Origin of the sequence: Herbaspirillum aquaticum, assembly GCF_002213425.1 — a bacterium.
Lineage (GTDB): Bacteria > Pseudomonadota > Gammaproteobacteria > Burkholderiales > Burkholderiaceae_D > Herbaspirillum > Herbaspirillum aquaticum.
In genome coordinates this window covers 174,816-187,759 of the sequence record NZ_NJGV01000001.1, presented here as the reverse complement: position 1 = coordinate 187,759, position 12,944 = coordinate 174,816, and the positions used below count along the sequence as shown (strand labels likewise).

Annotated in this window: 11 protein-coding genes; 1 reads left to right on the top strand and 10 read right to left on the bottom strand. The window is 62.0% G+C overall.

What is annotated here, in order from left to right; all coding sequences use genetic code 11:
- Positions 1 to 115: 115 nt before the first annotated feature.
- The 8 genes from der to ndk all read right to left on the bottom strand — a co-directional run bounded on the left by der (position 116) and on the right by ndk (position 9,385).
- Complete coding sequence (der, locus tag CEJ45_RS00865; protein WP_088753371.1) at positions 116 to 1,459, bottom strand: ribosome biogenesis GTPase Der; 1,344 nt, start codon at positions 1,457 to 1,459, stop codon at positions 116 to 118.
- A 32-nt stretch (positions 1,460 to 1,491) separates the two neighbouring features.
- Positions 1,492 to 2,691 (bottom strand): outer membrane protein assembly factor BamB, encoded by a 1,200-nt coding sequence (gene bamB / locus CEJ45_RS00860; protein ID WP_088753370.1) that lies wholly within the window; start codon positions 2,689 to 2,691, stop codon positions 1,492 to 1,494.
- A 142-nt stretch (positions 2,692 to 2,833) separates the two neighbouring features.
- Complete coding sequence (locus CEJ45_RS00855) at positions 2,834 to 3,478, bottom strand: YfgM family protein (RefSeq protein ID WP_088753369.1); 645 nt, start codon at positions 3,476 to 3,478, stop codon at positions 2,834 to 2,836.
- Positions 3,479 to 3,523: 45 nt separating this feature from the next.
- Positions 3,524 to 4,879, bottom strand: coding sequence for a histidine--tRNA ligase (gene hisS / locus CEJ45_RS00850; RefSeq protein WP_088753368.1), 1,356 nt, complete (start codon positions 4,877 to 4,879; stop codon positions 3,524 to 3,526).
- 130 nt (positions 4,880 to 5,009) lie between these two features.
- Positions 5,010 to 6,272, bottom strand: coding sequence for a flavodoxin-dependent (E)-4-hydroxy-3-methylbut-2-enyl-diphosphate synthase (gene ispG, locus CEJ45_RS00845; RefSeq protein WP_088753367.1), 1,263 nt, complete (start codon positions 6,270 to 6,272; stop codon positions 5,010 to 5,012).
- Between the two features lie 14 nt (positions 6,273 to 6,286).
- Complete coding sequence (locus tag CEJ45_RS00840) at positions 6,287 to 7,390, bottom strand: helix-turn-helix domain-containing protein (RefSeq protein ID WP_088753366.1); 1,104 nt, start codon at positions 7,388 to 7,390, stop codon at positions 6,287 to 6,289.
- Between the two features lie 300 nt (positions 7,391 to 7,690).
- Positions 7,691 to 8,863 carry a dual-specificity RNA methyltransferase RlmN gene (gene rlmN, locus CEJ45_RS00835; protein ID WP_034333976.1) on the bottom strand — a complete coding sequence of 391 codons (1,173 nt, stop codon included), beginning with the start codon at positions 8,861 to 8,863 and terminating at the stop codon, positions 7,691 to 7,693.
- 96 nt (positions 8,864 to 8,959) lie between these two features.
- Positions 8,960 to 9,385 (bottom strand): nucleoside-diphosphate kinase, encoded by a 426-nt coding sequence (gene ndk, locus CEJ45_RS00830; RefSeq protein WP_034333977.1) that lies wholly within the window; start codon positions 9,383 to 9,385, stop codon positions 8,960 to 8,962.
- A 268-nt stretch (positions 9,386 to 9,653) separates the two neighbouring features.
- Here ndk and CEJ45_RS00825 point away from each other — a divergent pair, with 268 nt between their 5' ends.
- Complete coding sequence (locus tag CEJ45_RS00825; protein WP_039785351.1) at positions 9,654 to 10,343, top strand: Bax inhibitor-1/YccA family protein; 690 nt, start codon at positions 9,654 to 9,656, stop codon at positions 10,341 to 10,343.
- An 83-nt stretch (positions 10,344 to 10,426) separates the two neighbouring features.
- Here the strand turns inward: CEJ45_RS00825 and rlmD are convergent, their stop codons facing one another.
- Both rlmD and rpoS read right to left on the bottom strand, forming a co-directional pair.
- Positions 10,427 to 11,788 carry a 23S rRNA (uracil(1939)-C(5))-methyltransferase RlmD gene (gene rlmD, locus CEJ45_RS00820; RefSeq protein ID WP_088753365.1) on the bottom strand — a complete coding sequence of 454 codons (1,362 nt, stop codon included), beginning with the start codon at positions 11,786 to 11,788 and terminating at the stop codon, positions 10,427 to 10,429.
- A 142-nt stretch (positions 11,789 to 11,930) separates the two neighbouring features.
- Positions 11,931 to 12,944: an RNA polymerase sigma factor RpoS gene (rpoS, locus tag CEJ45_RS00815; RefSeq protein WP_088753364.1), complete on the bottom strand. Its 1,014-nt coding sequence runs from the start codon at positions 12,942 to 12,944 to the stop codon at positions 11,931 to 11,933.

Here is a 12,944-nt window from a genome sequence, read left to right as displayed (position 1 = left end):
TTAGGACTTGGAGGCACTTCAAGGAATATCAAGTGCTTGACCAACTTTATGCTATTCAATTTAAACGATTTTCGCTCCAACGCCAAAAACATTGATCGAATAGCAGGATTTACGATTATTTTTCCTGCCGGATGAAAGGATTCTTGCCCGACTTGAACTCGATACGCAGTGGAGTGCCCACCAGGGAGAAAGTTTCCCGGAAGTGCTTTTCCAGATAACGTTTGTAGTTGTCGTCGATGGCTTCCAGGGCATTGCCGTGGATCACCACCACCGGTGGATTCTGGCCACCCTGGTGCGCATAGCGCAGCTTGGGGCGGATCGACCCCTTGCGGCGCGGCTGCTGGTGCTCCAGCGCCTCTTCCAGCGCGCGCGTGAGGCGCGGTGTGCTCAGCTTGGCCATGGCGGCCGCGTAGGCCGAATCGATCGACTTCATCAGCGGACCGATACCGGTCGACTTCAGGGCCGAGATGAAGTGGAACTTGGCGAAGGAAAGGAAATTCAGTTTGCGCTCCAGATCCATCTTGATCTGGTTGCGCTGGTCGCTTTCCATCCCATCCCATTTGTTCACACCCACCACCAGCGCCCTGCCCGACTCCAGCACGAAACCGGCGATGTGGGCATCCTGTTCGGAAATATCCTGCTGCGCATCCAGCAGCAGCAGGACGACGTTGGCGTCCGAAATCGATTTCAGGGTCTTGACTACGGAGAACTTCTCGATAGCCTCGAAGACCTTGCCGCGGCGGCGGATGCCGGCGGTATCGATCAGGGTGTAATGACGGCCTTCGCGCTCGAAGGGAATCTCGATGGAGTCGCGCGTAGTCCCCGGCATGTCGAAGGCGATCACGCGCTCTTCGCCCAGCAGGGTGTTGACCAGGGTCGACTTGCCCACGTTGGGGCGGCCAACGATGGCGATCTTGGTGCCGCGCACGGCCGGCTCTTCGACTTCCGGCTCCTGGGCGCGCTGGGCTTCGACCTGATCCAGCGCTTCCTGCACCAGGTCAGCCACGCCGTCACCGTGGGCGGCGGAGATCACGTAAGGATCACCCATGCCCAGCTCGTAGAAATCGGCGGTGACCGAGGTGTACTTCATGCCCTCGGACTTGTTGACCACCAGCAGCACGGAACGGCCGCACTTGCGCAGGAAGTCGGTGATGGTCTTGTCGTGCGGCGTCAATCCCTGGCGGCCGTCGACGATGAACACCACGATGTCGGCCTCGACCACTGCCTGCTTGGTCTGCTTGGCCATCTCATACATGATCCCGTCCTTGGCGACGGGTTCGAAGCCACCGGTATCGATCACCAGGAACGGACGTTCGCCGACCCGGCCTTCGCCGTAGTGACGATCGCGCGTCAGGCCGGGCAGGTCCGCCACCAGCGCATCGCGGCTGCGGGTGAGCCTGTTGAACAACGTCGATTTGCCGACGTTGGGACGGCCTACAAGTGCAATTACCGGTTTCATTTCTTTTCTTGGGGGTCGTGCGTCACTGCCAGTTACTCGGCAGCGACGGAGACCACGGTTCCTGATTTGGTTTGGAAAACGACAGACGAACCGGTCGAAACCGGAGGCGCCTGGACAGCACTGCCGTCGGTAGCCAGACGGGCCACGAAGGCACCATCTTCCCGCGACAGGAAGTGAATATAACCCTGGAAGTCAGCCACCGCCACCGCACGGCCCACTGCGATCGGGCTGGACAGCTGGCGATTCTTCAGGCGGTCGTTGCGCCAGATGACGGCACCGGTATCGCGCGCGAATTCGGTGACGGCTCCGCCGACATCGGCCGCATAGACATAGGCGTCATCCAGATTGACGCCGACATCGCTGGAAAACTCCTTGATCCAGCGCACATTGCCGTTGAGCAAATCGAAGCAGCCGATACGGCCCTGGTACGACACTGCGCAAATATCACGCGAACCCAGCGCAGGCACGCCCGACACGTCGGAGATGCGCTCCAGCTCGGTGGTACCGCGCGGATCACCCACTGCCACTTCCCAGCGCGGACCGCCGTTGTTCAGTGCCAGGGCCGACAAGCGGCCACCCGGCAGGGCTACGAAGGCGGTCTGCGAACCGATCACGATGCCCGGCGCATTGCGCAGGGTCAGCGACGGCACGTTGCGCTGGACCATCCAGCGCTGGCTGCCATTGTCGGCATCATACGCGGTCACGCGGTTGTCGATGCTGCGAATGACTACCAAGCCCTCCCCGACAGCAGGGGCCGACAGCACTTCGCTGGGGGCCTGGGCACTCCAGGTGGCCTTGCCGGAGGCAGCGTCGAAGGCCTGGATACGGCCCTTCTCGCCCACCACCACCACGGTGCTGCCATCGCTGCCGACACCGGCCGTCAGGTTGCCTTCGGCACGGCTGCGCCACAAGGTCTGGCCATTCTGGGCGTTGATGCGCACCACGGTGCCATCATTGGCGGCGGCAAAGACGCTGCCAGAAGCGAAAGCCGGGCTGAACTGATAGCTGCCGGCCTTGCCGACCGATACCGTCCAGGCCGCCTGGGCACGCATCTTCTGGGTGAATTCGACCAGCGGGGCCGGCGGATTCGGATCTTTCTTGCTGGAGAACAGCGAGCAGCCGGACAAGGCCACCACGGCCGCCATGGCGGCCACATTCAGCGCCAGCTTGCCGGCGCTACGGGATCGAGCAAAGGATGTTGCCTTGGCAGCAGTGGCTGTCACACTACGCATATTCTGTTTCCTCTAAGCGATGGATGGATTCGCGATCGGATTGCGATTCAGTTCCCGGGTTGCACCCGCAACCCGGCGGGCCGCCGGTGCGCCATAGCGAACCGGGTCCCGGAGCATTGAGTCAATGGCGCCAGCGCAGGCCTCAGGCCTTGGGCGCTTCGCCGCCGATGGCGTCGAGCTTGATCTGGATCAGCTGACGGCCCGGATCCTTGGCGTCGCTCTTTTCCAGCGCCAGCTTGTAGGCGCTACGGGCTTCGTCGCGCTTGCCTTGGGCTGCCAGCACATCACCCTTGCGGTCGGCGATGGCGCCGGCGAACTGGGCGGGATAGTCACCCGACAAGACCTTCAACGCTTCGTCATACGACTTGGCATCGAGCAGCACGCCAGCCAGGCGCACGGCGGCGATGGCCTTGTATTCCTTGCCACGGCCGTGGTCGATTACCCATTGCAGCTGCTTCTTGGCCGCTTCCAGGTCATTGGCGTCGAACGCCGACTTGGCTGCCACCAGGGCGCTCATCTCGGCGTAGGCGGTGCCGCTGAACTTGTCCTGGATGTCGGCGGCGGCGCGTTGCACCTTGGCATTGTCCTTGGCGGCCAGCGACTTCTGCTGTTCTTCGTAGAGCACCGAGGCTTGCGCCGACTGGCGGCCCTGCCAGGTGTTCCAGCCGGTCCAGCCGGCGTAGGCGGCCAGCGCGATGATCAGCGCCCAGGTCACCAGGTTGCCGTACTTCGCCCACCAGGCCTTGATGGAATCAAGCTGTTCTTGTTCTTCGAGATCGTATGCCATGTAACTCTGCGTTTAGATAAGTTGACGGTCGAGGTGGACGGGTCTTCAGGGGTGATAGTGCACGTGGTCGTGATCATGGTCGTGATCGCCCACGATCTGTTCCACGATGTAGTCGACCACGCCGTCGAAAGCCATGTTGCTCTGGTTGGCGCGGCCTTCCTCGGCATTGCCTTCGCGCATGTGCTTGACAGTGGCGGACCCGGCCTTGAGCTCGTCTTCACCAATGATCACGGCAAAGGCAGCACCGCTGGCGTCGGCACGCTTCATCTGCGCCTTGAACGATCCACCACCATTGGACGATGCGCAATGTAGCACAACATCGAGCCCGGCAGTCCGCAAACGTTCAGCCAGGACAAAAGATTGCAACTGTGCATCCTCGCCCTGATGGACCAGGTAGACGTCGCACTGGTTCGGCGCGTACTGCTCGCCATTGGCCTTCATCAGCTCCAGCAGGCGTTCCACGCCCATGGCGAAGCCGCAGGCCGGGGTCGGCTTGCCGCCGAACATTTCGATCAGCGGATCATAGCGACCACCGCCACAGACCGTGCCTTGCGAGCCCAGCTGGTCGGTGACCCACTCGAACACGGTACGGTTGTAGTAGTCCATGCCGCGCACCAGGCGCGGGTTGATGGTGAAAGGAATATTGTTGTGGCGCAGGATCTTCTGCACGCCCTCGAAGTGCGCGCGCGATTCTTCACCCAGGTAATCCAGCAGCTTGGGAGCGGCGTTCACCATCTCCTGCATGGCAGGATTCTTCGTATCCAGGATGCGCAGCGGGTTGGCGTGCAGGCGGCGCTGGGCGTCGGTGTCCAGCAGGTCCTTGTGCTGTTCGAAGTAGGCGATCAGGTCGGCGCGGTGCTTGTTGCGCTCTTCGGCGTTGCCGATGGAGTTCAGTTCCAGGCGGATGTCGGACAGGCCCAGGTCATCCCACAGGCGCTGGCACATCATGATCAGTTCGGCATCGATATCCGGGCCGCTGAAGCCCACGGCTTCGGCGCCGACCTGGTGGAACTGGCGATAACGGCCGCGCTGCGGACGCTCGTGGCGGAACATCGGACCGACGTACCACAGACGCTTGGGACCGTCGTAGGTCAGGTTGTGTTCGAGGGCTGCGCGCACCACGCCGGCGGTGTTTTCCGGACGCAGGGTCAGGTTGTCGCCGTTCATGGAATCGGTGAAGGAGTACATCTCCTTCTCGACGATGTCGGTCACCTCGCCCAGGCCGCGCGCGAACAGTGCGGTCGGCTCGACGATGGGGGTGCGGATCTGCTGGAAACCGTAGCTCTTGAGCACCGATTGCACGGTGTTCTCGAACAGTTCCCACAGCGGTGCGTCGGCCGGCAGGATGTCATTCATGCCTTTGACGCCAACGATTTTTTCGACTTTCTTTTGTTCTGACATACCGAAACCCGGAGTTTTTGCTTTTTACTTCATTTCTGGAAGCTGGAATCTGACGCATCTTTCGTGCGACGCACCAGCGCAAGTGTACTGCATGGCCCGCAACGCCCGACGGCGGCGGGCTCCACGGTGATCAGGAATGGCTACCCTGACCGTAATGCGATTCGACGTATTGCAGCACCACGTTCTGGAATTCCTCGGCGATGCGTTCGCCGCGCAGGGTCATCTTCTTCTCGCCGTCGATGAACACCGGTGCCGCCGGCGACTCGCCGGTACCCGGCAGGCTGATGCCGATGTTGGCGTGCTTGGATTCACCGGGGCCATTGACGATGCAGCCCATGACGGCCACGTTCATGGCTTCCACGCCGGGATACTTGCCCTTCCAGACCGGCATCTGCTCGCGCAGGAAGGTCTGGATCTTGTCGGCCAGGTCCTGGAATACGGTCGAGGTGGTGCGGCCGCAACCCGGGCAGGCGATCACCATCGGGGTGAACTTGCGCAGGCCCATGGTCTGCAGGATTTCCTGGCCGACCACCACTTCCTTGGTCCGGTCGCCGCCCGGCTCGGGGGTCAGCGAGATGCGGATGGTGTCGCCGATGCCTTCCTGCAGCAGCACCGACAGCGCCGCCGTGGAGGCCACGATGCCCTTGCTGCCCATGCCGGCCTCGGTCAGGCCCAGGTGCAAGGGATAGTCGCAGCGGCGCGCCAGCTCGCGATAGACCGCGATCAGGTCCTGCACACCGGAGACCTTGCAGGAGAGGATGATCTTGTCACCCGACATGCCCAGCTCCTCGGCACGCTGGGCGTTTTCGATGGCCGAGGTGACCAAGGCTTCATACATCACCGCCTGGGCCGACCACGGCTCGGCGCGACCGGCGTTTTCGTCCATGATGCGTGCCAGCAGCGCCTGGTCCAGGCTGCCCCAGTTCACGCCGATGCGCACCGGCTTGTCGTACTTGCAAGCCACTTCGATCATCTGGGCAAACTGGGTATCGCGCTTGGCACCCTTGCCTACGTTGCCGGGATTGATACGGTATTTGGAGAGCGCCTGGGCGCACTCCGGATAATCGGTCAGCAGGGTGTGGCCGTTGTAGTGGAAATCGCCCACCAGCGGCACATCCACGCCCATGCGGTCGAGCTGCTCGCGAATGGCCGGCACGGCAGCGGCGGCCTCGGGCGTATTGACGGTCAGGCGCACGATCTCGGAGCCGGCGCGGGCCAGCTCCTTGATCTGGATTGCGGTCCCGATGGCATCCGCGGTGTCGGTGTTGGTCATGGATTGCACCATGACCGGGGCACCGCCACCCACGATGATCTCGCGCGCCCCATGGCTGATGACCACGCGGCGACTGTTGCGGCGGGCCAGGGGCCCGGAGGCGATCGGGGAGGAAGACATGATAGGCAGTCGACTCAGTTCAGGTTCAGGCGTGCAACATTGCTGCCGCCCGGGGTTTTCAGGTCCAGCGGCTGGCCGCGCAGGCTGGCGTCGACACCGGCGGCGTTGCCGATGATCAGGATCGTCGCATCCGAGACATCGAAGGTCTCGGTGGTGCCGGCCTTGAGCAGGCGCGAAATCACGGTGCTCTTGTCAGCACGACGGATTTCCACCCAGGAATCCTCGCGGAAAGTCAGGCGCAGCAGATCCTTGCTGTTGACGATGTTCAGGCCGCTCGGGACAGTGGTCGAGGCCATCTGGCCGGGCGCCGCCGATGCGGCAGGCGCAGGCGCGGAAGCAGCAGCCGGGGCCGGCGTGGAAGCCGGCTGGTTGGCCGCTGGCGTGGCGGGCTGCACTGGTTCCGGCTTGCTTGCCACCGGCGCCTGGGCTACCGGCGCGGGCGTTTCAGCCACGGGAGCGGCCGGCTTGGCGGACTCCTCGGCAGCTGCGGGCGTGATCGTTTCAACGCGGGCATTGACCGGCGTTTCGGTGGAAGCAGTCTCGGCCGTCTGTGCATTCTGCGCATCCGGAGCATTACCCGGCGCCGCTGCCGCGTCGTCGTGATGCGACTTGAGGAAGGCCAGCTGCGGCACATTGGCACCGAGATCGGTCCAGCGCACGGCGGCTGCGCCCGCCAGCAGGGCGACCACCACCACACCGGCGACGATGGGCAAGGCCGAGCTGTTGCCGCGCGTGCTCATCATCATGGCCGGCAGCGGACCTTCCGAGAACGGCGTGGAGAGCTGATGCTGCGGCACGATGTGGTCGCGCTGCTGCACGGCCGATTCCTGTGGCAAGGCGGCCGTCACGGCATTCACATCCAGCCCCAGCACCTTGGCATAGCTGCGCACGAAGCCGCGCGCCACGGCCAGGCCCGGCAAGGCGGCGTAGTTGTCCGCCTCGATCGCCTGGATCTGGCGCGGGGCCAACTTCACCAGGCTGGCAACCTGCTCGATGGTCCAGCCCTTCTTTTGACGCGCCGCCGCCAGCGCGGCACCGGGCGAGACCTGGGTCGGGGACGATGGACCAGGATCTTGCGGTTGCTGCGACGACATTTCGTTCATTTGTTGATCACTCATCAAATGCTCCACATGGAAAAGCTTTTTTTAGCCGGCCCTGGCCGGATTCTTCTGGAGCGTCCCTGCGCGGCACCTGCCGCGTCCCTCCGGGGAAATTCGACAACTTCAGCCCATCCTGAACGATAAAGGCAGAACGGACGATCATTTCAGCAAAAACACAAAAAGGACGTGCGATGCCTGCGCCCCAGCGCAACATCGACGCCCCCGTTACCCATTCTGTAAAAAGCGGCAACTGATCCCTCGCCGCGGCGGCGAAGGCTGGTACCGCAGGACCAGCAAGGACATGGGACCACCCTGCCGTCACCCGGAGATCTCCACGATGCGGCCGAAGTCCTTGCCGAACTTGGCCTGGTATTCGGCCATTTTCTGCATGCGTTCCTGTACCCGCGTACGATCCTTCACTTCGCCAGCCAGCTGGCCGCAGGCGGCATCGATATCGTCGCCACGGGTCTTGCGGATGGTGGTCACGATGCCGGCATCCATCAGGATCTGCGCGAACGCCTTGATGCGCGGATTGTGCGAGCGCTTCAAGCCCGACTCGGGGAAGGGGTTGAAGGGAATCAGGTTGAACTTGCAAGGGATGGCAGTCTCGCCTTCCTTCACCAGCGCGACCAGTTCGCGGGCATGGGTGTCGGTGTCGTTGACGCCATCGAGCATGCAGTACTCGAAGGTGATGAAGTCGCGCGGCGCAAATTCCAGATAGCGCTTGCAGGCCAGCATCAGCTCGCGCAGCGGGTGCTTGCGGTTGAGCGGAATGAGCGAGTCGCGCAGCGCATCGTTGGACGCGTGCAGCGAGACGGCCAGCGCCACCGGACATTCTTGCGACAGCTTGTCGATCATCGGCACCACGCCGCTGGTGGACAGCGTAACGCGGCGGCGCGACAGGCCGTAAGCATTGTCGTCCAGCATCAGGCGCAAGGCGGTGACGGTCGGCTCGAAGTTGAGCAGCGGCTCGCCCATGCCCATCATCACCACGTTGGTGATCTGGCGCTCACCCTTGGGGCCGCCTTCGATACCCTTGGTCTTGCGCAATTCGAATTCCGCCATCCACAGCTGGCCAATGATTTCGGCCACGGTGAGATTGCGGTTGAAGCCCTGCTTGCCGGTCGAGCAGAAACGGCAATTCACGGCACAGCCCGCCTGCGTCGATACGCACAGCGTGCCGCGGTTTTCTTCAGGAATGAACACGGTTTCCACCGCATTGCCCTGGCCCACGTCGACCAGCCACTTGCGTGTGCCGTCGGTGGAAGTATGGTCGCTGATGATGGCCGGTGCACGGACTTCGGCACGGGTCTTCAGCTTGTCGCGCAGCGATTTGGCCAGGTCGGTCATCTGATCGAAATCAGACACGCCGAACTGGTGTATCCAACGCTGCAACTGCTTTGCACGAAACGGCTTCTCACCCAACTCGCCGCAGTAGGCGACGAGTTGCGCGGGATCCATATCCAGCAGATTGGTGAGAGCTGTAGTCATGATGCTTGCGGTCGGGACCAAGGCAGAAAGACGCCGCAGGGATTGCGGTGCCGGTTTCCGCCCCAGCCCGGAAGACCTATGGAAAACAGGAACAGATTAACGCGAATAAACGTTCAGCGCCGGGAAGAAGTAGGCGATTTCGCCCTTGGCGGTTTCTTCAGCGTCCGAACCGTGCACGGCGTTGGCGTCGATGGAGTCAGCGAAGTCGGCGCGGATGGTGCCCTTTTCAGCCTTCTTCGGATCGGTAGCGCCCATCAGGTCGCGGTTCTTCAGGATGGCGCCTTCGCCTTCCAGCACCTGAATCATCACCGGGCCGGAGATCATGAAGTCCACCAGGTCCTTGAAGAAGGGACGCTCGCGGTGCACAGCGTAGAAACCTTCAGCTTCAGCGCGGGACAGTTGGGCCATGCGAGCAGCGACGACCTTCAGGCCGGCGTTTTCGAAACGGCTGTAGATCTGGCCGATCACGTTCTTGGCGACAGCGTCGGGCTTGATAATCGACAGGGTGCGTTCAATTGCCATGAGAAAAACTCCAATAAAAATAATGGCTTAAAGCCAAGAATTGATAATTCAATGAACCTTGTATTTTAGCATGAAACCATCAGATATCATGTCAATTCACCTTGTTTGACACCGCATGCGGGCACTTGCCCACTGAAACCAGCCAGGCTGTGCAGGAGGCGGGCTTCATATAAAGTGCCCGCATCTCGAACCAGAGCGAGGGAAGACTTGTCTTAGCAGTGAGCCGTCGTGCTATTCTCTGGCTCGCATTCAACGCTTCGGAGGACATATGAATCAACTGGACACGACCTTCGGCCACTCGACCACGAGCCTGGCCACCCGCAACCGCGTTCTGCGCAACACCTACTGGCTGCTGGCGCTGTCGATGATCCCGACCGTGCTGGGCGCCTGGCTGGGCGTGCAGATGCACTTCAGCCTGTTCGCCGCCAGCCCGATGATCGGCTTCGTGCTGTTCCTGGCAATCGCCTTCGGCTTCTTCTATGCCATCGAGAAGACCAAGAATACCGGCTGGGGCGTAGCCTTCCTGCTGGGCTTCACCTTCTTCATGGGCCTGATGCTGTCGCGCCTGATCGAGTACACGCTGGGCTTCTCCAACGGCGCTGGACTGATCATGACGGCCTTTGGCGGCACCGCCATCATCTTCTGCGGCATGGCCACCATCGCCACCGTCTCCAAGCGCGACTTCTCGGGCATGGGCAAGTGGCTCTTCGCAGGCGTGCTGGTGATCCTGGTGGCTTCGCTGGCCAACATCTTCCTGCACCTGCCGGCACTGCAACTGACCATCTCGGTGGTGGCCATCGCCATCTTCTCGGCCTACATCCTGTATGACGTGCAACAAGTGGTCAACGGCGGCGAAACCAACTACATCTCGGCCACGCTGGCGATCTACCTCGACGTCTACAACGTCTTTGCCAACCTGCTGTCTATCCTGGGCATCGTCGGCGGCAATCGCGACTGACATCGAAAAACATTGCATCAGCAGCAACAAAAATGCCGGCGCGAGCCGGCATTTTTTTCGTCCGCCATCCGCCGTCCGCAGTCTCACTCAGGCAAATCGAAGACGGCGATGGATTCCACGTGGGCCGTATGCGGGAACATGTTCACCACGCCAGCATACTTGAGCGCATAACCACCCAGATGCACCAGCATGCCGGCGTCACGCGCCAGCGTAGCGGGATTGCAGGAGACATAGACGATGCGCTTGGGCTTGAGGTGCTGCTGCTCCGGCGGCAATTCCACCAGGGCCTTGCAGACCTCCATGGCGCCTTCGCGCGGCGGGTCGATCAGCATGCGGTCGAACTTGCCCAGCGCGACGAAATCTTCCGGCTTGGCTTCGAACAGGTTGCGGCAATAGAAGCTGGTCTTGGCATCGACGCCATTGACCTTGGCATTGTCCAGCGCGCGCTCGGTCAGGGCCGTGCTGCCTTCGATCCCGACCACTTCGCGTGCCAGGGTGGCGATGGGCAGCGTGAAGTTGCCAAGTCCACAGAACAGGTCGGCCACGCGATCCTGGGGCTGCACATCCAGCAGGCGCAGTGCACGAGCCACCAGAACACGGTTGATCTGGTGATTCACCTGGGTGAAATCGGTGGGCTTGAACGGCATGCGGATGCCGAATTCAGGCAAGGTGTACTGCAAGCGCGATTGTGCCGGATAGTAAGGTGCCGCCGTATCCGGCCCCTTGGTCTGCAACCACCATTCGATCTTGTGCTCGTCGGCAAAGGTCTTGAGCAGGGTTTCATCGGCCGGGCTCAGCGCCTCCATGATGCGCAACACTAGCACGGTGACCTTGTTGCCATGATCACCCTCACCCACGGCCAGCTCGATCTGCGGCATGCGGTCACGAATCGACAGCGCCGCCACCAGTTCACGCAGTGGCACCAGCATGGCCGAGACATTGGGCGGCAGGATTTCACAAGTCTTCATATCAGCGATGAAAGACGAGCGCTTTTCGTGGAAACCCACCAGCACCCCACCCTTCTTGGCCACGTGGCGCACCGAGATACGGGCGCGATAGCGATACCCCCAGGTCGGCCCGTAAATCGGACGCAGCATGACCTCAGCCTTGGTCTTGCCCAGGTGCCAGAGGTTGTCCTCCAGCACGCGCTGCTTCATGGCGACCTGGGCCGATGGCTCCAGATGCTGCATGGCGCAGCCGCCGCAGGTGCCGAAATAGTCACACTTGGGCTTCACCCGCAGCGAGGATTCGCTATGCAGCGTAGTCATCACGCCCGCTTCCCACTTGGGTTTCTTGCGATAGGACTGGAAACTGACCCGTTCGCCCGGCAATGCGCCTTCGACGAAGATGACCTTGCCTTGCGTACCATCCTCGTTTTCGAGGTGACCAACGCCGCGCCCGTCCATGTCGAGCGACTTGATTTCAATGATGATGTCTTGTTGCATGAGGGAAACCACAGGGTGGGACCGAAGCCCGCTGCCGAAAACAAAAGCGGTATTGTCCGCGATCCGGGACCGCGAGGGAAGCAGCAAGCGCATCCGGCCCCTGCCCGCAGGCAGAAAACCACTGCATTGAACCGGATGCGCCCTAGAACAGAGCGTCGCGGCTCACGCCGCGCGAGGTCAGCAGGCGCTTGAGCTTGACCAGGGCCTCCTGCTGCACCTGGCGCACGCGTTCACGGGTAATGCCCATCTCGCCGGCCAGCTGCTCCAGCGTCGAGGGATCGTCGTTATCCAGCCCAAAGCGCCGCGCTACCACGACGCGTTGTTTTTCAGACAAGCTCTTGAGCCACTCGCGGATCAGCAAGGCCATTTCCTGGCTCTCGGCGCGGGTATCGGGATGCTCTTCGACGGCGCTGGGCAGAAGATCCATCAGGCTGGCCTGAGGGTCGTTATCCAGCGGGGTATCCAGCGAGGCTGCATGTTCGGACAGGGCCAGCACATCCTGCACCTCTTCCACCGGGCGATCGACCAGGTGCGCGATGTCTTCGGCGCTGGCGTCTCTTCCGTCACGTTGCTGGGCTTCGAGGTGATACTTTGCACGCAGGATCTGGTTCAGCTCGCGCACCATGTGTACGGGAAGCCGCACGGTACGGGCCTGATTCATGATGGCGCGCTCGATGCTCTGGCGGATCCACCAGGTGGCGTAGGTAGAGAAGCGGAAACCGCGCTCCGGCTCGAACTTGTCGATGGCGCGCATGAGACCAAGGTTGCCCTCTTCGATCAGGTCCAGCAGGGCCACACCGCGGTTGATGTAGTGCTTGGCAATCGACACCACCAGCCGCAGGTTGTGCTCGATCATCTTCTGGCGCGCCACGAATTCGCCGGCCTTGGCCTGGGTAGCGAAATGCAGCTCTTCTGCCGCCGTCAGGAGCGGCTTGGCACCGATCTTGTTGAGGTAATGCTGGGTGGTGTCGGTAGAGAGTTCGGCAGCAAGCACCTTCTTGAGCTCGTCCACACCTTCTGCCGGGGCCGCTTCCTGGGGCTGGTCAGCGGCATCGCCGTCGATCACTTCCGGTTCATCGATCTCCTCGATGGGATCGTCCATATCCTCTTCACGAGGGTCCTGGTCTGGCAAGTGATCGCGGCGATTGCTTGTCAT

Excerpts from the sequence above, each read along its gene's own strand:
- rpoS (WP_088753364.1), bottom strand. The coding sequence starts at position 12,944 with ATGACAAGCAATCGCCGCGATCACTTGCCAGACCAGGACCCTCGTGAA.
- rlmD (WP_088753365.1), bottom strand. The coding sequence starts at position 11,788 with ATGCAACAAGACATCATCATTGAAATCAAGTCGCTCGACATGGACGGG.
- CEJ45_RS00825 (WP_039785351.1), top strand. The coding sequence starts at position 9,654 with ATGAATCAACTGGACACGACCTTCGGCCACTCGACCACGAGCCTGGCC.
- rlmN (WP_034333976.1), bottom strand. The coding sequence starts at position 8,863 with ATGACTACAGCTCTCACCAATCTGCTGGATATGGATCCCGCGCAACTC.
- ndk (WP_034333977.1), bottom strand. The coding sequence starts at position 9,385 with ATGGCAATTGAACGCACCCTGTCGATTATCAAGCCCGACGCTGTCGCC.
- bamB (WP_088753370.1), bottom strand. The coding sequence starts at position 2,691 with ATGCGTAGTGTGACAGCCACTGCTGCCAAGGCAACATCCTTTGCTCGA.
- ispG (WP_088753367.1), bottom strand. The coding sequence starts at position 6,272 with ATGTCTTCCTCCCCGATCGCCTCCGGGCCCCTGGCCCGCCGCAACAGT.
- CEJ45_RS00840 (WP_088753366.1), bottom strand. The coding sequence starts at position 7,390 with ATGAGTGATCAACAAATGAACGAAATGTCGTCGCAGCAACCGCAAGAT.
- der (WP_088753371.1), bottom strand. The coding sequence starts at position 1,459 with ATGAAACCGGTAATTGCACTTGTAGGCCGTCCCAACGTCGGCAAATCG.
- hisS (WP_088753368.1), bottom strand. The coding sequence starts at position 4,879 with ATGTCAGAACAAAAGAAAGTCGAAAAAATCGTTGGCGTCAAAGGCATG.
- CEJ45_RS00855 (WP_088753369.1), bottom strand. The coding sequence starts at position 3,478 with ATGGCATACGATCTCGAAGAACAAGAACAGCTTGATTCCATCAAGGCC.